The organism is Limnohabitans sp. (genome assembly GCF_040401495.1).
Classification (GTDB): Bacteria; Pseudomonadota; Gammaproteobacteria; order Burkholderiales; family Burkholderiaceae_C; genus Limnohabitans.
The window spans coordinates 42,137-63,972 of sequence record NZ_JBBAOI010000005.1 but is presented as its reverse complement, the minus strand read 5'-3'; the positions used below and the strand labels follow the sequence as shown (position 1 = coordinate 63,972).

Annotated in this window: 18 protein-coding genes and 1 riboswitch; of the genes, 10 read left to right on the top strand and 8 right to left on the bottom strand. The window is 57.3% G+C overall.

From position 1 onward, the window contains the following. Positions 1 to 2 precede the first annotated feature (2 nt). Positions 3 to 860 (top strand): alpha/beta hydrolase, encoded by an 858-nt coding sequence (locus AC9UEO_RS05360; RefSeq protein ID WP_509530772.1) that lies wholly within the window; start codon positions 3 to 5, stop codon positions 858 to 860. On the opposite strand, the gene AC9UEO_RS05355 is transcribed toward AC9UEO_RS05360, so the two are convergent. Together AC9UEO_RS05355 and AC9UEO_RS05350 are read right to left on the bottom strand one after the other, a co-directional pair. Then, positions 857 to 1,567 (bottom strand): 16S rRNA (uracil(1498)-N(3))-methyltransferase, encoded by a 711-nt coding sequence (locus tag AC9UEO_RS05355; protein WP_509530770.1) that lies wholly within the window; start codon positions 1,565 to 1,567, stop codon positions 857 to 859. The genes AC9UEO_RS05360 and AC9UEO_RS05355 overlap by 4 nt on opposite strands. Positions 1,568 to 1,572: 5 nt before the next feature. Next, positions 1,573 to 2,691, bottom strand: coding sequence for an aminoglycoside phosphotransferase family protein (locus AC9UEO_RS05350; protein WP_509530768.1), 1,119 nt, complete (start codon positions 2,689 to 2,691; stop codon positions 1,573 to 1,575). A gap of 105 nt (positions 2,692 to 2,796) precedes the next feature. Here AC9UEO_RS05350 and AC9UEO_RS05345 point away from each other — a divergent pair, with 105 nt between their 5' ends. From AC9UEO_RS05345 to rsmA, 3 genes are read left to right on the top strand one after another with little or no spacing between them, the layout of a single operon-like run. Next, entirely contained in the window at positions 2,797 to 5,157 is a 2,361-nt protein-coding gene (locus AC9UEO_RS05345) for an LPS-assembly protein LptD (protein WP_509530766.1), read from the top strand. After that, positions 5,150 to 6,538, top strand: a complete 1,389-nt coding sequence (locus AC9UEO_RS05340) for a peptidylprolyl isomerase (RefSeq protein ID WP_509530764.1) — start codon at positions 5,150 to 5,152, stop codon at positions 6,536 to 6,538. The genes AC9UEO_RS05345 and AC9UEO_RS05340 overlap by 8 nt, the downstream gene beginning before the upstream one ends. After that, positions 6,539 to 7,312 carry a 16S rRNA (adenine(1518)-N(6)/adenine(1519)-N(6))-dimethyltransferase RsmA gene (gene rsmA / locus AC9UEO_RS05335; RefSeq protein WP_509530762.1) on the top strand — a complete coding sequence of 258 codons (774 nt, stop codon included), beginning with the start codon at positions 6,539 to 6,541 and terminating at the stop codon, positions 7,310 to 7,312. A gap of 3 nt (positions 7,313 to 7,315) precedes the next feature. On the opposite strand, the gene AC9UEO_RS05330 is transcribed toward rsmA, so the two are convergent. Then, entirely contained in the window at positions 7,316 to 9,190 is a 1,875-nt protein-coding gene (locus tag AC9UEO_RS05330) for a phosphoenolpyruvate carboxykinase (GTP) (protein WP_509530760.1), read from the bottom strand. Positions 9,191 to 9,318: 128 nt separating this feature from the next. Further along, positions 9,319 to 9,456: a hypothetical protein gene (locus AC9UEO_RS05325; RefSeq protein ID WP_509530758.1), complete on the bottom strand. Its 138-nt coding sequence runs from the start codon at positions 9,454 to 9,456 to the stop codon at positions 9,319 to 9,321. A gap of 60 nt (positions 9,457 to 9,516) precedes the next feature. Here AC9UEO_RS05325 and AC9UEO_RS05320 point away from each other — a divergent pair, with 60 nt between their 5' ends. Both AC9UEO_RS05320 and metH read left to right on the top strand, forming a co-directional pair. Beyond that, on the top strand, positions 9,517 to 10,587 hold the full coding sequence (locus tag AC9UEO_RS05320) for a homocysteine S-methyltransferase family protein (RefSeq protein WP_509530756.1): 1,071 nt from the start codon (positions 9,517 to 9,519) through the stop codon (positions 10,585 to 10,587). A 357-nt stretch (positions 10,588 to 10,944) separates the two neighbouring features. Beyond that, positions 10,945 to 11,016: riboswitch (S-adenosyl-L-homocysteine riboswitch) on the top strand. 51 nt (positions 11,017 to 11,067) lie between these two features. Next, positions 11,068 to 13,857, top strand: coding sequence for a methionine synthase (gene metH / locus AC9UEO_RS05315; protein ID WP_509530948.1), 2,790 nt, complete (start codon positions 11,068 to 11,070; stop codon positions 13,855 to 13,857). Positions 13,858 to 13,915: 58 nt separating this feature from the next. Here the strand turns inward: metH and amt are convergent, their stop codons facing one another. Together amt and AC9UEO_RS05305 are read right to left on the bottom strand one after the other, a co-directional pair. Continuing rightward, positions 13,916 to 15,418: an ammonium transporter gene (amt, locus tag AC9UEO_RS05310; RefSeq protein ID WP_509530754.1), complete on the bottom strand. Its 1,503-nt coding sequence runs from the start codon at positions 15,416 to 15,418 to the stop codon at positions 13,916 to 13,918. Between the two features lie 23 nt (positions 15,419 to 15,441). After that, on the bottom strand, positions 15,442 to 15,780 hold the full coding sequence (locus AC9UEO_RS05305; protein ID WP_509530752.1) for a P-II family nitrogen regulator: 339 nt from the start codon (positions 15,778 to 15,780) through the stop codon (positions 15,442 to 15,444). A gap of 192 nt (positions 15,781 to 15,972) precedes the next feature. Here AC9UEO_RS05305 and AC9UEO_RS05300 point away from each other — a divergent pair, with 192 nt between their 5' ends. After that, the gene (locus tag AC9UEO_RS05300) at positions 15,973 to 17,499 is read left to right on the top strand and encodes a YifB family Mg chelatase-like AAA ATPase (protein WP_509530750.1); all 1,527 of its coding nucleotides are present in this window, start codon (positions 15,973 to 15,975) and stop codon (positions 17,497 to 17,499) included. Here the strand turns inward: AC9UEO_RS05300 and ssb are convergent. Both ssb and AC9UEO_RS05290 read right to left on the bottom strand, forming a co-directional pair. Beyond that, positions 17,496 to 17,969, bottom strand: a complete 474-nt coding sequence (gene ssb, locus AC9UEO_RS05295) for a single-stranded DNA-binding protein (RefSeq protein WP_509530748.1) — start codon at positions 17,967 to 17,969, stop codon at positions 17,496 to 17,498. The genes AC9UEO_RS05300 and ssb overlap by 4 nt on opposite strands. 63 nt (positions 17,970 to 18,032) lie before the next feature. Further along, positions 18,033 to 19,229 (bottom strand): MFS transporter, encoded by a 1,197-nt coding sequence (locus AC9UEO_RS05290; RefSeq protein WP_509530946.1) that lies wholly within the window; start codon positions 19,227 to 19,229, stop codon positions 18,033 to 18,035. 138 nt (positions 19,230 to 19,367) lie between these two features. Here AC9UEO_RS05290 and radA point away from each other — a divergent pair, with 138 nt between their 5' ends. From radA to AC9UEO_RS05275, 3 genes are all read left to right on the top strand, one after another. Further along, positions 19,368 to 20,741 carry a DNA repair protein RadA gene (radA, locus tag AC9UEO_RS05285; protein WP_509530746.1) on the top strand — a complete coding sequence of 458 codons (1,374 nt, stop codon included), beginning with the start codon at positions 19,368 to 19,370 and terminating at the stop codon, positions 20,739 to 20,741. Positions 20,742 to 20,832: 91 nt separating this feature from the next. Next, positions 20,833 to 21,306: a diheme cytochrome c gene (locus AC9UEO_RS05280; protein WP_509530744.1), complete on the top strand. Its 474-nt coding sequence runs from the start codon at positions 20,833 to 20,835 to the stop codon at positions 21,304 to 21,306. Further along, positions 21,303 to 21,776, top strand: a complete 474-nt coding sequence (locus AC9UEO_RS05275) for a cytochrome b/b6 domain-containing protein (RefSeq protein ID WP_509530742.1) — start codon at positions 21,303 to 21,305, stop codon at positions 21,774 to 21,776. The genes AC9UEO_RS05280 and AC9UEO_RS05275 overlap by 4 nt, the downstream gene beginning before the upstream one ends. Positions 21,777 to 21,836 lie beyond the last annotated feature (60 nt).

Here is a 21,836-nt window from a genome sequence, read left to right as displayed (position 1 = left end):
CCATGTCCTCAATTGCCGACCAAGCGGCTCAAAAACCTCAAGTTTCCATGCTCGACCACGGCGAGCAAACGCTGGCTTTTTACGAGTGGCCGCAGCCGCCCCAAAACGCACGCGCTACCGTTTTGCTGTTACATGGTTTGGGTGAACATATGGGCCGTTACGGACACATAGCCAGCGCTTTGCAAAGCGCTGGCTATGGGGTGTTTGGCTATGACCACCATGGCCATGGCATGTCCAGCGGGTTGCGCGGCAACTTACTCTCCCCGTCTCAGTTGCTTGACGATGTGCGTTTTGTGATTGAACATGTTCGTACGCTGTCATCCGCACCCTTGGTACTGCTAGGCCACAGCATGGGGGGCTTGATTGCCGCGCGTGCAGTAGCGAATTCCCTCCCGCACATCGATGCTTTGGTGATGAGTTCGCCGGCTTTGGGCGCGCAAACCAATTTGATTCAAAAATTTCTGCTCGCAACCTTACCCAAATTGTTCCCCCATATCAGGGTTGACAATGGCGTGAAGACCACTTGGGTTGCGCGTGACGCACAGGTGGTTCGCGCCTATGTGGAAGACCCCTTGGTTCATCGACACATCTCAGCAGGCTTAGCGGCTTGGATATTGAAAGAAGGTGCTCAAACGGTGGCCCAGGCCAGTGCGTGGTCCATGCCTACCTTGCTCCTGTATGCAGGGCAAGATCAGTTAGTACTGCCGCAAGCGAGTGCAGAGTTTGCTCGTTTAGCTCCCGCACACGTGGTTCAGTCGCACTGTTTCAATGTGATGTACCACGAGATCTTTAATGATCCTGAAAAAGCCATGGTGTTGGCCAAACTGTTGGCTTGGCTTGACAACCGTTACGCTCTCTAAAGCCAGCGTGACAGCACCGCCAGCGGTGCGGTTTCTGCGCGTAACACCCGCCCTCCTAAGCTCACAGCTACAAAACCCTGCTCAAGTGCTTGTGTCTCTTCTTCGCGGCTTAAGCCGCCTTCGGGGCCACTGAGCAAAAGCACACGTCGGTTTTGAACAACGGCATCCAAAGGTGTAGAAGCCGCAGACAAGGACAGTATCCAGCGAGATAGACCATCATCTGTTGCCAATGTGTGGAGCCAATCAGACCAGCTTTGCGGGATATCGATTTGCGGCAGGGTGTTTCGCCCCGATTGAGCGCAAGCTGCTTGTGCGATGCCTTGCCAGTGATGTTGGCGTTTGAGGGCACGATCAGCGCTCAGGCGCACTACGCCATGGGCTGTCATCAGCGGGGTGATACGCGCAACACCGAGTTCGGTGGCTTTTTCAACCAACCAATCCATGCGCTCATTGGCAGGCATGCCTATCACCACATGGCTCAAGACAGCACTTTCGCGCTCAATTGCGCGGTGCGTGTCTATGCGTGCAGTAACCGTGTGACGCCCCATTTGAAGAATGCAGGCCTCGTACTCACCGCCGCGCCCATCGAACAAGGTGATGACCGCACCAGGTTGTAAGCGCAAGACTTGGATGTGTCGGCTGGTATCGGCAGGTAAGTCCAAAGACAAGCCTGCATGCAAGGGGTCTGCGCAGAAAAAGCGTGGCACCTAGGCTATACCCGACCGTAGGCGAAACCACTGACAGCTTGGTGCTCTTCGATGTCATCGATCAAGCGCAACAGCGGGGTGAGTTCACGGTAGCGACTGCAAGTAGCGCGTATATAGTTGATGAAGCGGGGTGTATCGGCCAGGTACTTGGGTTTTGCGTCGCGCAAACCTAAGCGAGCGAAAATACCTGCCACCTTCAAATGCCTTTGCAAACCCATCCATTCCACCGCTTTGTAAAAAGCGCCAAAGTCGCTGTGCCAGTTTTCATGGTCGAGCAACCCAAGGGCGCGCACTTTTTCCCAGTAGCGCACCGTTACATCAAGACAAACGTCTTCTTCCCAACTGATAAAGGCGTCGCGCATCAGACTGGCAATGTCGTAGGTAATTGGGCCGTAGACCGCATCTTGAAAATCTAAAACACCTAAGCGCGATTCATTGACATCCCACGGCATCATCAGGTTGCGCGGCATAAAGTCGCGGTGCACAAACACCATGGGTGCGGACACGTTGTGCGCTACCAGCAGGGAGAAGCTGCTTTGAAGAACTTGCGCTTGGGCCGCGTCCAAGGTCTTGCCGCGGTGTTGACCGACATACCATTCGGGAAACAATTGCAACTCACGTTGCAGCAATGAGGAGCTATATGGCGGCAATACCTCAGGACGTGAGGCTTGCTGCCAAGTCAGCAAAGCATCAAGTGCCCTGCCAAACAAGCCTGCATTGTGATCGGGGTTTGCGGCGTCAAGCACTTGCATCATGGTGTCTTGACCTAGATCATCAAGCAGCATAAAGCCTTGGGCCGAGTCCCAAGCCAAAACCTCAGGCACCAGCAAGCCCGCCTTTTGCATCAAAGACGCAATGGCCACAAATGGCTGGCTGTTTTCCTTGTCGGGGGGCGCGTCCATGATGATCAAGCTTGCCGCAAGGGCGTCAACCCTAAAGTAACGCCGAAAACTAGCGTCTGCACTGGCTGGGCGCACGGTTTCAGGATGGAGCTTGTGTGCCAAAGACACCGACGCCAGCCATTGGGCGAAAGCTTGGGCACGAGAAGCTTCTTGCCAACCGAGCAGTTGAATGGCCGATTTCAGGCTTTGATCGGCGGGAAAGTCTAGGGGAGATGGGCTCATGGATAATCCAAATTCTACAAACAGCGCTCTCGGGCGGCCCGGTCTTCTTTCATGCGTCAGAATTTTCTATTGTCAGTGTTCACCAGCCTATGGTTCTGCACTGCCTTGTTGTGCTCGCCTGTTTTTGCGCAAGAAGGGGAGCCCTCGCTCAAACTCAAGCCCAGCACGGGTTTGATGGATCGCTTGGCGCCACATATTCGCAACCAATTGCCCACTTATGTGCAAAGCGACTTTATAACGGGTCGAACCGATCTGGACACGACCTTGCAGGGCAATAGCGTGCTGCGTAAAGCAGACACCCTGATACAGGCTGACAGTATTGACTATTACCAACCTGACGACCGAGCACGCGCCAGTGGCAACGTGTATATGAACCGTGGCGGCAATCGCTACCAAGGAAGCTTGCTCGATTTACAAGTGGACGCCTTCAGCGGATTTTTTCTCAACCCGTCTTACACTTTTTTGCGCTCAGAAGGCCACGGGAAAGCCGAGCGCATAGACTTCATCGACGACAAGCACGCTGTGGCGAAAAAAGCCACCTACACCACCTGTACCCGTAAACCCGGCCCCTCGTGGTTGCCTGACTGGATGGTCGAGGCTGAAAAAATCAATTTTGACAATGACTTGAATGAGGGTTTGGCCGAAGATGGGGTATTGCGCTTCATGAATGTCCCTTTGCTTCCCATACCCTCTTTCAGTTTTCCTTTGAGTGCGCAGCGTAAATCAGGGTTTTTGCCGCCGGCTTTTGCGATTGACAACAAAGGTGGTGTCGAGGCGAGCTTGCCTTATTACGCTAATTTGGCGCCCAACCGCGACTTGACGGTGACAACCACCTCCATGGCCAAGCGCGGCACGCGATTTGACAGTGAGTTTCGTTACCTTGAGCGCAAAACCCCCAACCCCCCCTTTGATGGCGTGGCCAGGCTCAATGTGATGCCTTATGACTCTTTGCGCAGCAATTACCGCTGGGGCTATTCGCACCAACACAATGGCTGGGCGGATACTCGCCAGCCCATTGGGTTTGGATTCAGTATCAACCGAGTCAGTGATGCTGATTATTGGAAAGACTTCTCCACCGTATCGGGTGGACCTTTAACGCAACGTTTGTTGCCGTCTTCAGCCTCGCTCGGATGGGGCCGCGGCACATTCACCACGTCTACCAGTGTGAACCAATACCAGACGTTGCAAGACGTGACTTCCCCGATTGCGCCGCCCTTTAACCGCTTGCCACAAATCAATGCCAACTATTTGCGCGCCGATGTGGGTGGTCTAGATATGTCCGTGGGTGCTGAGGCGACGCGTTTTAGCGCCGACAGGGTTTGGTATTGCGCTCAAAGTGGGAACTCGACATCATCGGTCTGTAAACAGCCTAACGCGCAGCGCTTGGTCTTGCTTACCCAAGTCAGCGCCCCCCAATACCTGCCATATGGCTACGTCACGCCTAAGCTGATGCTGCAAACCCGCAATTACCAGTATGACGAAACCTATAAAGGCATTTATGGCAAGAGTTCGGCCAGTGACAACGCCAGCGTCACTGTACCCACCTTTAGCATTGACAGTGGCGTGGTGTTTGAGCGACCCAGCCAATGGTTTGGATCGGATTGGACGCAGACCTTGGAGCCGCGAGCCTATTTTGTCAACACACCCTATCGCGCACAAAGTGACCTGCCCAATTACGACACTGGCTTTAATGACTTTAACTTTGCCACGATATTTTCTGAAAACGCTTTTTCTGGACAAGACCGCGTTTCAGACAGTCGGACGTTGACCGTGGGTGCCACCTCTCGCTTGATTAATCCGCAGACCGGGGGAGAGGGCGCCAAGTTTGCGCTGGCCCAGCGTTTTCGCTTTAAAGACCAACAGGTCTTGCTCACACCTACCGACACCCCTTTGACAGACAGCTACAGCGACATCTTGCTCGGCGCCAGCACCTATTTAACGCCGCGCTGGACGCTTGACAGCATCGTTCAGTACAACCCCGAGACTGCCATTTCCGAGCGTTCATCGGTGGGCACGCGCTACACCCCCAGCAGCTACCGTGTTGTGACAGCGTCGTACCGATACCAGCGCTCGGTCGCCACCTCCATGGACGTGGCTTGGCAGTGGCCGCTTAACGACTTATGGGGTGACCGTGGTGTCGACGATAGACGCGGACGCGGTTTGGGCGAGCAGCGCTGGTTTACCGTGGGGCGGGGTAACTACAGCATGCTAGAGAAGCGTTTCATCGAAGCCCTGACCGGCCTAGAGTACGACGCTGGTTGTTGGGTGGGGCGCGTGGTCGTCTCGCGCAGTCAGGTGTCCCTGATCGACAGTCCCAACAGTCGCTTGATGTTTCAATTGGAGTTCAATGACTTTTCGCGCGTAGGCATAAACCCCTTGTCCTCGTTGAAAAACAATATTCCGCGCTACCAAAACTTGCGTGAAAACCAGCATCAAACACCCAGCCGATTTGGCCAATATGACTGACATTTCTATGACCCGTTTTTCGAATATTTTGCGAAGTCTGGCAGTGGGCCTTTGCTGTGCTGGCGCTTATGTGGCCATGTCACAAACCCTCAAGCCCTCGCCAGGAGGGGCCGGCGCTGGTTTGAGTGTGCGAACCCCGCCCCCATCCTTGGCCCCCAAGGAGGTCTCGCGCGCTTCAGACTTTATTGTGGCGGTGGTCGATAACGAGCCCATCACCAACCAAGAGGTAACTCGTCTTGCCGCCATGGCCGACCCAGCTGCGGCGAAGCTGGGTCGCAGCAATTTGTTAATAGAGGCCATGGAGACCTTGATTGACGAGGCGGCGCAAATAGGCGTTTCCAAGCTCTACGGAATGCAAATCAGCACAGATGAGCTGGACAAGGCCATCGAAAAAACTGCGCAACGCAATCAATTGAACATCCAGCAGCTGCAGGAGCGCTTGCAAGAGCAAGGTCTGTCTTGGGAACAATACCGCACCCAAGTACGTCGACAAATGTTGCTCCAAAGGGTGCGCGAGCGCGAGGTCAATTCACGCATCAAGATTCAAGATTTTGAAGTCGATGCTTTTTTGCAAGAGCGAAATAACGCTGTCAACCCTAATTCAGATATCAATATCGCTCATATTTTGTTTGCCCTAGCAGAAAATGCCAGCGCCGACGAAGTCGCCAAGCAGATGACAAAAGCCGACGAGGTGATGCGAAAACTCAAGGCGGGTGAAGATTTTTCAAAATTGGCTGCGCAGTTTTCCAGTGCAGCTGACCGCAGCAATGGCGGCGTCTTGGGCTTGCGCCCCCCCAGTCGCTACCCAAGTTTGTTTGTCGAGGCCACCAAAGACACCGTTGTAGGTCAGTTGGCAGGGCCTTTGCGCTCGGCTGCAGGCTTTCATGTCTTAAAGCTGTTGGAAAGGCGCAGCGCAGACGCGCTGCCTGCCACCGTGACGCAAACCCATGCTCGGCATATTTTGTTGCGCCCTGGCGGCAACCTCAGCCAAGACGCTGCGCGGGCTCAGTTGGCCAGCTTTAAGCGCCAGATCGAACTCGGCAAAGCAGAGTTTGCAGCGCTCGCCAAAGAGCATTCGCAAGACGGTAGCGCTAACCAAGGCGGTGACTTGGGCTGGGCCAACCCCGGCATGATGGTGCTCGAATTTGAAGAGGCCATGGCCAAGCTGGCCCCTGGTCAAGTCGGAGACCCCCTTGTTTCGCGCTTTGGTGTGCACCTGATAGAGGTGCTGGAGAGACGAGAAGCGCCTCTGAGTTTGCGTGAACAACAAGACTTGGCTCGCAACATCTTGCGTGAAAAAAAGTTTGAGGAAGCCTATAAAAACTGGGAACGCGAAGTACGTGGGCGCGCCTTTGTCGAATACCGCGAAACCCCGCAATAAGTGAAACACCAAGCACGCAAGCGTTTTGGTCAGCACTTTTTGACCGATCAAGGCGTGATCAGCGAAATTGTCGACACCATCGACCCGCATCCTGGGCAAGAGATGGTGGAAATCGGCCCCGGCTTGGCGGCCATGACCCAGCCCTTGGTCGAGCGAGTGGGGCATTTGCATGTGATTGAGCTAGACCGTGACTTGGCAGCACGCTTGCGCCAACACGCTCAACTGACGGTGCACGAGGCGGATGTGCTCAAGGTGGACATCTCAGCTTTGGCCGCTGCGCTGGGTACCCAGCGTCTTCGGGTGGTGGGCAATTTGCCTTACAACATCTCCACCCCTATTTTGTTTCACTTGCTCGACCATGTGGCAGTCATTCAAGACCAGCACTTCATGTTGCAAAAAGAGGTGGTCGAGCGCATGGTGGCCAAGCCTTCAAGCGCAGCTTATGGGCGCTTGAGCGTGATGCTGCAATGGCGTTATGCCATGGAAATGGTGCTGCAAGTAGGCCCCATGGCCTTTGAGCCGCCCCCACGCGTGGACAGCGCGGTCGTGCGCATGATCCCGCACCCCCAGCCAGCGCCACTGCCTTTGGCGTTGCTGAGCGAATTGGTGCAAGTGGCATTCAGCCAGCGGCGCAAATTGCTAAGGCATACCTTGGGCAAGTGGTTGCAAGAGCGCGGTGTGGCCGCTGACTTTGATGTGCAGCGGCGCGCCGAAGAAGTGTCGGTGGCAGAGTATGTGCAATTGGCGCAGCAGGTGAGCGCCAGCAGGTCATAAGCCTTAAGCGCCTAGACGCTTGGCAATCGCGGCCTTGGTGGCGGGTAACTCAGGTGGCAAGTGGTGAGCCAGTTGCTGGAACAACGCCTCGTGCAAACCCAACTCGGTTTGCCAAGCGGCTTTGTCGATGTGGGTAACAGTGTGGAACTGCTCGGGTGTAAAGGCCAGACCTGTCCAATTTAGTTCATTGAAGTTGGGGCTGATACCAAACACGTTTTCTGCGCCCTTGGCGCCGCCCTCGATGCGGTCAATCATCCACTTCAAGACACGCATGTTCTCGCCATAACCAGGCCAGACAAACTTGCCGTCTTCGCCCTTGCGGAACCAGTTGACGCAGTAAATGGCTGGCAGTTTGGCGCCGCTGGCTGAAAGCTTTTTTCCCAGTTGCAGCCAATGTTGGAAATAGTCGCTCATGTTGTAGCCCATGAAGGGCAACATGGCAAACGGGTCGCGCCGCACCACGCCTTGTTGGCCGGCGGCGGCGGCAGTGGTCTCAGAGCCCATGGTGGCAGCCATGTACACGCCTTCGGTCCAGTTGCGCGCTTCGGTCACCAAGGGAACGGTGGTCGAGCGGCGGCCACCAAAGATAAAGGCGTCAATCACCACACCTGCGGGATCGTCCCAAGCGCTGTCCAGGGCGGGGTTGTTGGTCGCGGCCACGGTGAAGCGGGCGTTGGGGTGGGCGGCTTTGGCGCCGGTGTCGCGGGCAATGGCAGGTGTCCAGTCTTTGCCTTGCCAATCGATGCAGTGGGCGGGGGCTTGACTCATGCCCTCCCACCATACGTCGCCGTCGTCGGTCAGCGCCACATTGGTGAAGATCACGTCTTTGTCCAAGCTGGCCATGCAATTGGGGTTGGTCAAGGTGTTGGTGCCGGGGGCCACGCCAAAGTAGCCGGCCTCGGGGTTGATGGCGCGCAGGCGGCCATCGGCGCTGGGCTTGATCCAGGCGATGTCGTCGCCAATGGTGGTGACCTTCCAGCCCTCAAAACCAGCGGGCGGGATCAGCATGGCGAAATTGGTTTTGCCACAGGCGCTGGGGAAGGCGGCGGCCACGTGGTATTTTTTGCCTTGGGGGTTGGTCACGCCCAAAATCAGCATGTGCTCGGCCAACCAGCCAGGGTTGCCAGATGCGCCATCCGCAGCGGCTTTGCCCATGTTGGAGGCGATGCGCAGCGCAAAGCACTTTTTGCCCAGCAAGGCATTGCCGCCGTAGCCCGAGCCATAGGACCAAATTTCCCGAGTTTCAGGGTAGTGAACAATGTATTTGGTCGTGTTGCAAGGCCAGCTCACATCCTTGTCCCCAGTCTTTAAAGGTGCGCCCACGGTGTGTACACAAGGCACAAACTCGCCGTCCACCCCCAGCACGTCATACACAGCTTGCCCCATGCGGGTCATGATCTTCATGTTGACCGCCACATACGGGCTGTCGGAGAGCTCGATGCCGATGTGGGCGATGGGGCTGCCCAAGGGGCCCATGCTGAAAGGCACCACGTACAGGGTTCGACCGGCCATGCATCCATCAAACAGCGGCTGCAAAGTTTGGCGCATCTCGTCAGGCGCCATCCAGTTGTTGGTGGGGCCGGCGTTTTCTTTGTGCGCTGAACAGATGAAGGTGCGGTCTTCGACGCGGGCCACGTCCGAGGGGTCGGAGCAGGCCAAGAAGGAGTTGGGGCGTTTGGCGGGGTTGAGTTGTTTGAACGTGCCTGCTGCCACCAAAGTTTGGCAGAGTTGCTGGTATTCAGCTTCGCTGCCGTCACACCAGTGCACAGCGGCAGGTTTGCACAAGGCCACCATCTCGGCGACCCAAGCGACAAGCTTGGGGTGTTTGACAAACGACGGGGGGGTCAACCCTATACCCTGTGGGGCGGGTGCATTCATGGAGAGCTCCTAGCTTCAATTGGTTAAGGTCAATGCCCTGCCCGAAAGTCAAGACAAGGGATTCACCTCAAACCAATAAAAAAAGCGCCGTGGAATAGGCGCTGTCAGTTGGCGGGTAAGCGGCCGAATCAGGCCATGAAGACAGCGATAAAGGCCAACAAGAAAATCAAAATGCCGCCGCCAATAGGCAACACGATGGGCATGAGGGGCACAATGGCTTCCACAACATCTTGTTCTTCGCCAGCTTGGTTGTGCGTATCAGACATAGAGTAACTCCATTAAAGGGATGTGGATTCTAACCACGGGAAGCTTTTAGAATCCTGACCATGCGTCACCCCAATTACACCCGCGCCCAAGACCTGCCCGACATCCTCGCCAAGCGCATCGCCATTTTGGACGGCGCCATGGGCACCATGATCCAGCGTTTCAAGCTCTCAGAGGCACAGTACCGCGGCGCGGGCTTTACCGGCGAGGGCGGCCAAAGAGAGCGTTTCGCCGACTTTCACCGCGACGTCAAAGGCAACAATGAGTTACTCAGCCTCACCCGCCCCGACATCATCCGCGATATTCACGAAGGGTATTTGGCTGCAGGCGCCGACCTGATCGAGACCAACACCTTTGGTGCCACCACCATTGCCCAAGCCGACTACGACATGGCCGACTTGGCGGTGGAGATGAACCGCGCCTCGGCCCGCATCGCCCGCGCCGCTTGCGACAAGTTCTCTACGCCCGATAAGCCCCGCTATGCGGTGGGCGCCTTGGGCCCCACCCCCAAAACCGCCAGCATCAGCCCCGATGTGAACGACCCCGGCGCGCGCAACGTCAACTTTGAAGAGCTGCGAGCGGCCTATTACGAGCAGGTGCAAGCCTTGGTCGAAGGCGGCGTGGACGTGCTGCTGGTCGAGACCATCTTCGACACCTTGAACGCCAAAGCCGCGCTGTTTGCCATTGACGAATACTTTGACGCCAGCGGCGAGCGCCTGCCCCTCATCATCAGCGGCACCGTCACCGACGCATCGGGGCGCATTCTGAGCGGCCAAACCGTCACCGCGTTTTGGCACAGCGTGCGCCACGCCCAGCCCTTGGCGGTGGGGCTGAACTGCGCCTTGGGCGCAGCCCTCATGCGCCCCTATATCCAAGAGCTGGCACGGGTGGCGGGCGACACTTTCATCAGCTGCTACCCCAACGCCGGCCTGCCCAACCCCATGAGCGAGACCGGCTTTGACGAAACGCCCGAGGTCACCAGCCGCTTGCTGCACGAGTTCGCTGCCGAGGGCTTGGTCAACATCGTGGGCGGCTGCTGCGGCACCACGCCCGAGCACATCGCCGCCATTGGTGAAGCCGTTAGACCATTGGCACCCAGACATTCAGCTTTATTTGACTTAGTGGCAGATTAACCAAAAGCAATATAAATTTATCTGTAGATTCTTTTTTTTATTGACATTGTCAAAAATAAGCTCAAAATAGCATACTTATTTATGCATAGGAGTTGGATCATGGGTTTCTTTGCGCTTTCTGATCGTTCATCTTGGCAGGCTTTTTGGGGGCAATCCGCTGGCAATAGCCACCTTTATGAAGAGTCATTCAGTTTGTTTAATAAAAAGTCTTTTGCTCAACAGCAAACGCCAGCCAGCAGCTCTGGGCCGCAACACCATACCAAATGGGCGCCACATACCGTGGCCTTGCCGTCTTGGGCGCAGCTGCATTAACAAGAGAGCAACACAAGCGGGTTTGAACACCCGCTAAAATCTGATCATCTCAAGGAGCGTTGCAGCTTCGCACGAAGCCAGGCTTGAGATGATTGCCCGCAACGACGCTCGCCTGTTTTGCATCCTTCAGGTGAGCCCATGACGACCCCACATACCGCTGTTCCCCCCATGAAGCTATCTGGCCTCGAGCCAGTTCGCATTGGCGTGACCGCCTCTGATGACGGCACAGGCTCGCAGCCGCAAGCCACGTTTGTCAACATTGGCGAGCGCACCAACGTCACTGGCTCCAAAGCCTTTGCCCGCATGGTGTTGAATGGCGAGTACGAGCAGGCCTTGGCCGTGGCTCGTCAGCAGGTGGAAAACGGCGCGCAAATCATCGACATCAACATGGACGAGGCCATGCTCGACAGCCAGGCGGCCATGGTGCGTTTTTTGAACCTGATTGCGTCTGAGCCCGACATCGCCCGTGTGCCCATCATGATCGACAGCAGCAAGTGGTCGGTCATCGAGGCCGGCCTGCGTTGCATCCAAGGCAAGGGGATTGTGAACTCCATCAGCATGAAAGAGGGCTTGGACGAATTCAAACGCCAAGCCAAGCTGATCAAACGCTATGGCGCCGCCGCTGTGGTCATGGCCTTTGACGAGAAAGGCCAAGCCGATACCTACCAACGCAAGGTGGAAATTTGCGAACGCGCTTACCGCGTGTTGGTCGACGAGGTGGGCTTTGCGCCCGAAGACATCATCTTCGACCCGAATATTTTTGCCATTGCCACCGGCATTGAAGAGCACGACAACTACGCGGTGGACTTCATCAACGCCACGCGCTGGATCAAACAGAACCTCCCCGGGGCCAAGGTGAGTGGCGGCGTATCCAACGTCTCGTTCAGTTTCCGCGGCAATGATCCGGTGCGTGAAGCCATACACACTGTGTTTTTGTACCACGCCATCCAAGCGGGTATGGACATGGGTATTGTTAACGCCGGCATGGTGGGGGTGTACGACGACCTCGAGCCCACGCTGCGAGAGCGCGTGGAAGATGTGGTGTTGAACAGAACGCCCGTCTATAAGCCGGGCGAGCCGCACTTGACACCAGGTGAGCGTTTGATCGAAGTGGCCGATGCTGCCCGCGGCGCGGCCAAAGACGACAGCGCCAAGCTCGCTTGGCGTGGCACGATTGACGCGCCGGTGAGCGTGTCGCACAAACTCAGCCACGCGCTGGTGCATGGCATCACCGACTTCATCAACGAAGACACCGAAGCCGCCTACCAAGAGGTGTTGGCCAAAGGCGGCAGGCCGCTGCATGTGATCGAAGGGCCGCTCATGGACGGCATGAACGTGGTGGGCGATTTGTTCGGCCAAGGCAAGATGTTTTTGCCGCAGGTGGTGAAAAGTGCCCGTGTGATGAAGCAGGCCGTGGCGCACCTGATTCCCTACATCGAGGAAGAAAAACGCCTGCAAGAAGCGGCCGGCGAGGATGTGAAAACCAAGGGCAAGATCGTGATTGCCACGGTCAAAGGCGATGTGCACGACATTGGCAAAAACATCGTCACCGTGGTCTTGCAATGCAATAACTTTGACGTCGTGAACATGGGCGTGATGGTGCCTTGCCATGAAATCTTGGCCCGCGCCAAGGTGGAAGGCGCGGACATCATCGGTTTGTCGGGCCTCATCACACCGTCCTTGGAAGAGATGCAATACGTGGCGGGCGAAATGCAAAAGGACGATTACTTTCGCATGCGCAAAATCCCGCTGCTCATTGGTGGCGCCACCTGCAGCCGCGTGCACACCGCCGTGAAAATTGCACCGCACTATGAAGGGCCAGTGGTCTACGTGCCCGACGCCTCACGCAGCGTGGGCGTGGCGCAAGGCTTGCTCAGCGACCAAGCCGCGCACTACATTGATGAGCTCAACGCCGACTACGCCAAAGTGCGCGAACAACACGCCAACAAAAAGCTTGCCCCCTTGTTGCCGCTGGCCAAGGCCCGTGCCAATGCCGCACACATCGATTGGGCGGCGTTTCAGCCCACCGCCCCGAAGTTCATTGGCAAGCGCTTGTTCAAAAACTTCGACTTGGCCGAGCTAGAGCCCTTCATCGACTGGGGTCCGTTTTTTCAAACCTGGGACTTGGCCGGCCCCTTCCCCGCCATCTTGAAAGACGAGGTGGTGGGCGCGGAAGCCCAGCGTGTGTTCAGCGACGGCAAGCGCATGTTGAAGCGCCTGATTGAAGGCCGCTGGTTGCAAGCCCATGCGGTGGTTGGTTTGTACCCCGCCAACAGCGTGGGTGACGACATCGTGTTGTGGACCGACGAGAGCCGCACGCAACGCGCCCTGACTTGGTACGGCTTGCGCCAACAAACCGAAAAGCCGCTGCGTGACGGTGTTCAAAACCCCAACCGTTGCTTGTCGGACTTTGTCGCGCCCTTGAATGATGCACAAGGCAAGACTAGCGGGCTGCACGACCACTTGGGCCTGTTCGCCGTCACTGCGGGCGTGGGCGTGGACACCAAAGAAAAATACTTCATGGACGACCACGACGACTACAGCGCCATCATGCTCAAAGCCTTGGCCGACCGCTTGGCCGAGGCCTTTGCCGAATGCATGCATGCGCGGGTGCGCCGCGACCTGTGGGGCTATGCCGCCGCAGAACAGTTAAGCAACGACGAGCTGATCAAAGAAAAATACCAAGGCATTCGCCCCGCGCCTGGTTACCCGGCTTGCCCCGACCACAGCGTTAAAAAGCAGATGTTCGATTTGCTGCAATGCCAAGACATTGGCATGACGCTCACCGAGAGCATGGCCATGACACCCGCGGCCAGTGTCAGCGGTTTTTATCTGGCGCATCCGCAATCGCAGTATTTCAATGTGGGCCGCATCGGGGACGATCAGGTGCAAGACTTGGCGCTGCGCCAAGGCGTGGCAGAGAAGGACTTGCAGCGACTGCTGGCGCCTAACCTTTAAGTACAAATGAAAAAAAGCCCGCCTAAGCGGGCTTCTCGTTTCACCCTGAAGCGAAAGCTTAACGGTGGTAAGCGGTCTCGCCGTGGCTAGAGATGTCCAAGCCTTCGCGCTCTTCTTCTTCCGTGACACGCAGACCCACCACGATGTCCACCAATTTGTAGGCAATCACAGACACCACACCCGACCACACAATGGTGGTGATGACGGCTTGTAATTGAATCCACACTTGGCCACCGATGCTGTAGTCAGGGTTGACGGCATTGGCCACATAGTCGTAGACGCCAGTGCCGCCCAAGGAGGGGGCTGCGAACACGCCGGTCAACAAGGCGCCGACGATACCGCCCACGCCGTGCACGCCGAACACGTCCAAGGTGTCATCTGCACCCAACAGGCGTTTCAAGCCGTTGACACCCCACAGACACAACAGACCCGCAACCAAGCCTATGACGATGGCACCCATGGGGCCAACAAATCCGCAAGCCGGTGTGATGGCCACCAAGCCAGCCACAGCACCTGAGGCCGCACCCAACATTGAGGCTTTGCCTTTGGCAATCGCTTCACCCGCGATCCAGGCCAAAGTGGCTGCCGCAGTAGCTACCAAGGTGTTGACAAAAGCCAGCGCAGTCAAACCATTGGCTTCCAAGTTCGAACCTGCATTGAAACCAAACCAGCCCACCCACAACAGCGCGGCACCGACCATGGTCAATGTCAGGCTGTGAGGCGCCATGGACTCTTTGCCGTAACCGATGCGTTTGCCGACCATGAAGGCGCCGACCAAGCCTGCCACAGCGGCGTTGATGTGCACCACGGTGCCTCCTGCGAAGTCGAGTGCGCCTTTGGCCCACAACCAGCCTGCAGCAGCGGTGACTTTCTCAAGCGAAGCGGCATCGCTGATGGCGTCGGGGCCGTCCCAGTACCAGACCATGTGAGCCACAGGCAGGTAGCTGAAGGTGAACCACAGTGCACAGAACAACAGCACGGCTGAGAATTTGATGCGTTCAGCAAAGGCGCCGACGATCAAAGCACAAGTGATGGCAGCGAACGTGGCTTGAAAAGCTGCGAAAGTGAACTCAGGAATAACCACACCTTTGCTGAAAGTGGCGGCGACCGAGTCAACCGTGATGCCTTTGAAGAACAATTTGTCGAACGATCCAAAAAACGGGTTGCCTGCGGTGAAAGCCAGCGTGTAGCCGTACAACACCCACAGCACATAAATGAGCGAGGTGACAACAAACACTTGCATCAGCACTGACAACATGTTTTTAGAGCGAACCAAGCCGCCGTAGAACAGTGCCAAGCCAGGGATGGTCATGAGAATCACGAGCACAGTGGCGACGGTCATCCACGCGGTGTCGCCTTTGTTAGGAACCAAGGCGGGTGCTGCCGCTGGAGCTTCGGCTGCAGCAGCTGCAGCAGGAGCTGGGGCAGCTGCATCGGTTTTGTCTGCAACAGGTGCAGCGGCTTGAGCGGCGGGCTTGGCGGGGGCATCTTCGGCCATGGCAACGCCGTGGGCAAAGACCAAACCCAGCCCCAAGGCTAAGGTAGCAATGAATTTTTTCATGATGGTTGTCCTAATCGTTAGTATTAGATGGCGGCTTTGCCGGTCTCGCCGGTGCGGATACGCACGACTTGTTCAAGCGGTGTGACGAAAATCTTGCCGTCACCGATCTTGCCGGTACGCGCTGAGGTTTCAATCGCTTCAATGGCGCGGTCAACCAACTCAGCGCCTACAGCGGCTTCGATCTTGACCTTGGGTAAAAAGTCCACCACGTACTCAGCGCCGCGGTAGAGCTCGGTATGGCCTTTTTGGCGACCAAAGCCTTTGACCTCGGTGACGGTGATGCCCTGCACGCCGATAGCCGACAAGGCTTCGCGAACCTCGTCTAGTTTGAACGGTTTGATGATGGCCGTAATCAACTTCATGGTTTCTCCTGTTCAGTGGAACTGCAAAATATTCGCAGTGGAACTTGTACTTAGCAGTCTTTATGCCAAGCACACTTGAAGCTGTTTGCGCTTGGGGACGACCCATAAAACACGCAAAAAGCACCTCATTGGTGCAGTTGTACGCTTGTGTGTGCACATTTATGGGGCGCGCACCAAAACAAGGAGATCAGCATGGGGTTTGCAGCGGTGCACAGCCGCGCGGTTTGGGGGCTCGAGGCACCCCGTGTCACTGTGGAGGTGCATTTGGCCAATGGCTTGCCTAGCTTTGGCTTGGTGGGCTTGGCGGAAACCGAGGTGCGAGAAGCGCGTGAGCGGGTGCGCTCGGCTATTCTCAACAGCGGTTTGGCGTTCCCAAGCAACCAGCGCATCACCGTCAACTTGGCGCCTGCCGACTTACCCAAAGAATCGGGGCGGTTTGACTTGCCCATTGCGGTCGGCATTTTGGCGGCCAGTGGCGCCTTGCCCCTAGAGGCGCTGACGGGTTATGAATTTGCGGGTGAGTTGTCCTTGTCTGGCGAACTAAGGCCTGTGCGCGGCGCCTTAGCGATGGCGCAAGCCTTGCATCAAGAGGGATCAACGGTGGCCTTGGTTTTGCCCTTTGGCTGTGCCCAAGAAGCCGCGTTGGTGCCGGGTACGCGGGTGTACAGCGTCAAGCAACTCCAAGACGTTTTGCAAGCATTGGTCCCAAGCACTCAAGACGCGCCAAGCTGGCAGCCCTTGCAGGTGCAAACCCATTTGCCACAGGAAAGTCTTTTAACGACAGGGGACTTACAAGACATCAAAGGCCATGCCGGTGTGAAACGTGCCTTGGAAGTTGCCGCTGCAGGTGGGCATAGTTTGTTGTTGGTGGGGCCCCCTGGCGTGGGCAAGTCCATGATGGCGCAGCGTTTAGCAGGACTGTTACCCCCTTTGCGTCTGGAGCAAGCTTTGCAAATGGCTGCGATTCACAGCATCTATGGCCCAGTCGGTTTGGCGCATTGGGGCCAACGTCCTTATCGCCATCCGCACCACAGCGCCAGCTTGGCGGCCTTGGTGGGGGGAGGTGCGCCGCCTCGCCCAGGGGAAATATCATTGGCCCATCATGGGATTCTTTTTTTAGATGAACTCCCCGAATTTTCACGAGCCGCACTCGAGGCATTGCGCCAGCCTTTGGAGACCGGTTTCATCAACTTGGCACGAGCCAAGCACCATGTGGAGTATCCCGCCGCGTTTCAGTTGGTGGCAGCCATGAACCCTTGCCCCTGTGGCTATTTGGGCATGCAAAAACCCAGTTGCCGCTGCAGTCCTGTGCAGGTCGCTCGTTACCAAGGCCGCATCAGCGGCCCCTTGTGGGACCGCATCGATATGCAGGTTTCGGTCAACGCTTTGTCCTCAGACGTTTTATTAAACGCGCCAATGGGAGAGCGCACAAGCGTGGTGAAAGCGCGGTGTGTTGCAGCCCATGAACGTGCGTGGTCGCGTCAGGGGTGTCGAAATAAAGATCTGGCGCAAGCGCAGTTGCAAGCCTTGTTGCTTAGCCCTGAGGCGTCACGTTTGTTGGCACAGACGGCTGAGCAGCGCGCATGGTCGGCAAGGGCCACGCACAGGGCGTTGCGCGTGGCGCAAACGATTGCCGATTTGGCGCAATCGCAGGAGATCAGCCAAATGCACATGGCCGAAGCCGTGCAATACCGCGCATTTTTGGCTTTGCCGTCTTAAAAAGGAATATCGTCGTCCATGTCGTCAAAGCCGGACTTGGCAGGCGACGGGGCGCGGGGCGCACTCGCTGCTGGGGCGGCGCTGCGGACAGGGGCACGGGTGCCGCCATCTTCCGAGGGGCTGCCCATGCCTTCACGGCCACCCAATAATTGCAGCTCGGTGGCAATGATGTCCACTGTGTTTTTTTCCACACCTGTGGTTTTATCGGTGTAAGTGCCGTACTTCAGGCGACCTTCGACGTAAATGGGTCGGCCTTTCTTGACGTACTCACCCGCGATTTCAGCCAAACGGTCATAGAAGGTGATGCGATGCCACTGGGTATCTTCAATGGTCTCGCCGCTGTTCTTGTCTTTGCGTTTGGTGCTGGTAGCGATGGACACATTGGCCACGGCTTGGCCGCTGGGGAGGTAGCGCACCTCGGGGTCGCGGCCGCAGTTGCCCATCAAAATCACTTTGTTTACGCTTGCCATGGGTTTACCTCTTGAGTGCTGTGAAATGGAATGGGTTGATTATGCGGCCCGACCTGGCCAAATTCAGTGCGCTGTGCCTGTCACAGAGGGTGACGCGTGTACAAAGCGAGCGCCCCATGCCACCCCCAGCCATGCCAGCATCAGCGCCGCGCTGGCCAGGAAAACGCCTGATGCGTCCATGTTTTTGAGCAACAAGCCACCGATCGCGCCGCCCGCAAAAATGCCCAACGATTGCAAGGTGTTGTAAACGCCCAATGCCGCACCGCGTGAGCCTGTGGGCGCCAAGCGCGAGGCCAAGCTGGGCTGGCTGGCTTCTAAAACATTGAAGCCGCAGAAAAACAAAAACAACAAGATGGCCAGCATCCACAAGGGGGGAGACGACAAAGCCAACCAAGCCCAAGCCGCTTGCACCACCATCACCAACACAATGCAGCCCAAAAACAAGGGCCGCAGCAGGCCGCGTCGTTCCATGGGGAAAAGAGTCACGCCCATGACCACAAAGGACAGCAGTACCGCGGGAAGGTAAACCCATCCGTGGTCGGCGCTGGCCACACCGGCTTGGATCAGCAAAGCAGGAATGGCCACCCAAGAGGCCAGTTGCACGGCATACAAGGCAAACACGCCAAAGTTCAGGCGAATCAAGTCGGGATGCACTAACAACCCCCACAGACTGTGCTTGGTCTGCCCTGCGATGGGCAGGCCAGGTTCTGGGGGTGTCCAAAACCGCACAATGCCTACGCCGCTCAAGGCCAACAACAAGGTGACGCCAAAAATGGCGCTCAAGCCGCCCCACCCTGACAGCAAGGGGCCCAGCACCAAAGACAGCGCAAACATCAAACCAATGCTCGCACCCACCAAGGCCGTGCCTTTGGTGCGCACCGCGTCACGGGTTTGGTCGGCCAGCAAAGCTGTGACCGCCGCCGAGATGGCGCCACCACCTTGCAAGGCGCGGCCCCATGCCAAGCCGTTCACACTGGTGGCCATGGCACCAATGATGCTGCCCAACGCAAGCAGTGCCAGCCCAAGGTAAATCACCCGTTTGCGACCAAAACGGTCGGCGGCCATGCCAAAAGGAATTTGCAACACCGCTTGCACCAAGCCGTACACGCCCATGGCCATGCCAACCGTGGACAGGTCGTTGCCGCCTTCGTAATGGCGGGCCTCCAGCATGAAGACCGGCATCACCATGAACAGGCCAAGCATGCGCAGGGCGTAAATGCTGGCCAAAGAAAACGCCGAGCGCCGCTCGTCGGGCGTCATGCGGGATTCGTCAGGGGGCGTCAGGGTCACGGTAGGCACAATCAAAGCTCAATGCCGCGATTGTCGGTCATGCGGACATCAACAGCCCTGCAGACAAAGCCCTATGGACACTGTGTATTCATACAGTTATCATGCGCCATGGCCAAAGACAAAATCCATTACAGCTGCACCGAGTGCGGCGGCACCAGCCCCAAGTGGCTGGGCAAATGCCCGCATTGCGAGGCTTGGAATACCTTGGTCGAGGCGGTGTCCGTTGATGGCGCAGTGAAAAACCGCTTTGCTCCGCGTGCCGGTTTGGCGCCCGCCTCCGCTGTGACCGCACTCTCAGACATCGAGGCGCAAGACGTGGACCGCACCCCCACGGGCCAAGACGAGTTGGACAGGGTGCTCGGCGGGGGCATGGTCGAGGGCGGCGTGGTGCTGATCGGCGGCGACCCGGGCATTGGCAAATCCACCTTGTTGTTGCAAGCCTTGGACGGTTTACAGCGCAGCGGCCAAAACACCTTGTACGTCACCGGCGAAGAGTCGGGCGCGCAAGTCGCATTGCGGGCGCGTCGTTTGGGGCTGGACAACAGCCGCGTGCAAGTGCTGGCCGAAACCCAGCTCGAAAAAATCATCTCCACGCTGCAAGCGCAGTCGCCGCACATTGCCGTCATCGACTCCATCCAAACCGTGTACTCCGACCAACTCACCAGTGCGCCAGGTTCTGTGGCACAGGTGCGTGAATGCGCTGCCCACCTCACCCGCTTGGCCAAGGCCAGTGGCATTGCCATTGTGTTGGTCGGCCATGTCACCAAAGAAGGCGCGTTGGCAGGCCCACGGGTGCTGGAGCACATGGTCGACACGGTGCTGTACTTTGAGGGCGACACCCACAGCAGTTTTCGCTTGGTGCGGGCCATCAAAAACCGTTTTGGCGCGGTCAACGAAATTGGCGTTTTCGCCATGACCGAAAAAGGCTTGAAGGGGGTCAGCAACCCCAGCGCCATCTTTTTAAGCCAACACGCCGAGCCGGTGCCGGGAAGTTGCGTCATGGTCACTTTGGAGGGCACGCGCCCTTTGTTGGTGGAAATCCAAGCGCTGGTCGACAGTGGTGGCCCAAGCCCCCGCCGCTTGAGTGTGGGCTTGGACCGCGACCGCTTGGCCATGCTGTTGGCGGTGCTGCACCGCCACGCCGGCGTGGCCTGCATGGACCAAGACGTGTTCGTCAACGCGGTGGGCGGGGTGCGCATCAGCGAGCCTGCCGCTGATTTGGCGGTGCTGCTGTCCATCACTTCGAGCTTGCGCGGCAAGCCCCTGCCCAAGGGCTTCATCGCTTTTGGTGAGGTGGGTTTGGCCGGCGAAGTGCGCCCCGCCCCGCGTGGTCAAGAACGCTTGAAAGAGGCCGCCAAACTGGGCTTTAGCGTGGCGGTGATCCCCAAGGCCAATGCGCCTAAAAAACCCATCGAGGGTATGACGGTGCACGCGGTCGAGCGGGTGGAAGAGGCCATGGCGGTGGTGCGTGGTTTGGCTTGAATACTGCTCAAAACACAGCTTTCTTGCGTTAACGCAAGGTCTTTTGGGGCAGCCACGGCTACAACCTCCCTGTGTTCAAGGAGAAGTAGCGATGAAAACATGGTCTAAGTTGATGCTTTTAAGTAGCTGCCTGCTGTGGGCCACTTTCAGCCACGCCCAGCGTGCGGTGCCGGTGCCTGCCCTCACCGCCTACCAGCAAGAGTGCTCGGTCTGTCACTTTGCCTACCCGCCTGGCCTTTTGCCAGCCCAGTCGTGGAAGAGCATCACAGACAGCCTGCCCAAACACTTTTCTACCCAAGTCCTGCTCAACAGCGACACCCAAAACTTGATTGCCGATTGGCTGCAAACCAACGCGGTCAATCCCGAGTGGGTCGGCACGCAAATCCCGCCTGACAACCGCATCACCCGCGCTGACTGGTGGCAACAAATTCACAAGCCCAGCAAAAAACTCACCGCTAAAGTTTGGAAAAATCCTTACATCAAAAGCGCCTCCAACTGCGCTGCTTGCCACCGTGGCGCACCCAATGGCCAATACAGCGCCAAAACCGTGTTGATACCCTCATGAACCCCACAGACACAGACACAGACACAGACACAGACACAGACCTCACCACAAACACAGCCACCGTCAAGGTCTGGGATTGGCCAGTTCGGGTATTCCATTGGACTTTGGCGGCCAGCGTCATAGGCGCATTTGTCACCGGCGAGAGCGAAGATTTTGAGCGCTTGCACCAGACCTTGGGTTGGGTGGCGGTGGGTTTGATCGTGTTTCGGGTGGTTTGGGGCTTGGTCGGCACACGCTATGCGCGGTTTACCGAATTTGTACGCCCACCAAAAGCAGTTTGGGCTTATGTAAAGAGCTTGCGCAGCGACCAGCCGCAGCATTTCGTAGGCCACAACCCAGTGGGTGCTGTGGCAGTCATTGTGCTCATGGGCTTGACCGCGCTGAGCGTCTACACCGGCTGGCTGGCCTTGGCAGATGATGCGGCTGACAGGGCGCAAGACCGCGCCAAGCGAGGCGGGGATACAGCTTAACTGGGGTCTGCTGGGCTTGGTTATGTTGCTGGCGGTGGCTTGGTTTATGTTTCGCGAACT

Bases quoted from the DNA above. Each gene is read 5' to 3' on its own strand.
- radA (WP_509530746.1), top strand. From the start codon at position 19,368: ATGGCCAAAGACAAAATCCATTACAGCTGCACCGAGTGCGGCGGCACC.
- AC9UEO_RS05305 (WP_509530752.1), bottom strand. From the start codon at position 15,780: ATGAAGTTGATTACGGCCATCATCAAACCGTTCAAACTAGACGAGGTT.
- AC9UEO_RS05350 (WP_509530768.1), bottom strand. From the start codon at position 2,691: ATGAGCCCATCTCCCCTAGACTTTCCCGCCGATCAAAGCCTGAAATCG.
- AC9UEO_RS05280 (WP_509530744.1), top strand. From the start codon at position 20,833: ATGAAAACATGGTCTAAGTTGATGCTTTTAAGTAGCTGCCTGCTGTGG.
- AC9UEO_RS05320 (WP_509530756.1), top strand. From the start codon at position 9,517: ATGCGTCACCCCAATTACACCCGCGCCCAAGACCTGCCCGACATCCTC.
- AC9UEO_RS05325 (WP_509530758.1), bottom strand. From the start codon at position 9,456: ATGTCTGATACGCACAACCAAGCTGGCGAAGAACAAGATGTTGTGGAA.
- amt (WP_509530754.1), bottom strand. From the start codon at position 15,418: ATGAAAAAATTCATTGCTACCTTAGCCTTGGGGCTGGGTTTGGTCTTT.
- AC9UEO_RS05360 (WP_509530772.1), top strand. From the start codon at position 3: ATGTCCTCAATTGCCGACCAAGCGGCTCAAAAACCTCAAGTTTCCATG.
- metH (WP_509530948.1), top strand. From the start codon at position 11,068: ATGAAGCTATCTGGCCTCGAGCCAGTTCGCATTGGCGTGACCGCCTCT.
- AC9UEO_RS05290 (WP_509530946.1), bottom strand. From the start codon at position 19,229: ATGACGCCCGACGAGCGGCGCTCGGCGTTTTCTTTGGCCAGCATTTAC.
- AC9UEO_RS05340 (WP_509530764.1), top strand. From the start codon at position 5,150: ATGACTGACATTTCTATGACCCGTTTTTCGAATATTTTGCGAAGTCTG.
- AC9UEO_RS05330 (WP_509530760.1), bottom strand. From the start codon at position 9,190: ATGAATGCACCCGCCCCACAGGGTATAGGGTTGACCCCCCCGTCGTTT.
- ssb (WP_509530748.1), bottom strand. From the start codon at position 17,969: ATGGCAAGCGTAAACAAAGTGATTTTGATGGGCAACTGCGGCCGCGAC.
- AC9UEO_RS05300 (WP_509530750.1), top strand. From the start codon at position 15,973: ATGGGGTTTGCAGCGGTGCACAGCCGCGCGGTTTGGGGGCTCGAGGCA.
- AC9UEO_RS05275 (WP_509530742.1), top strand. From the start codon at position 21,303: ATGAACCCCACAGACACAGACACAGACACAGACACAGACACAGACCTC.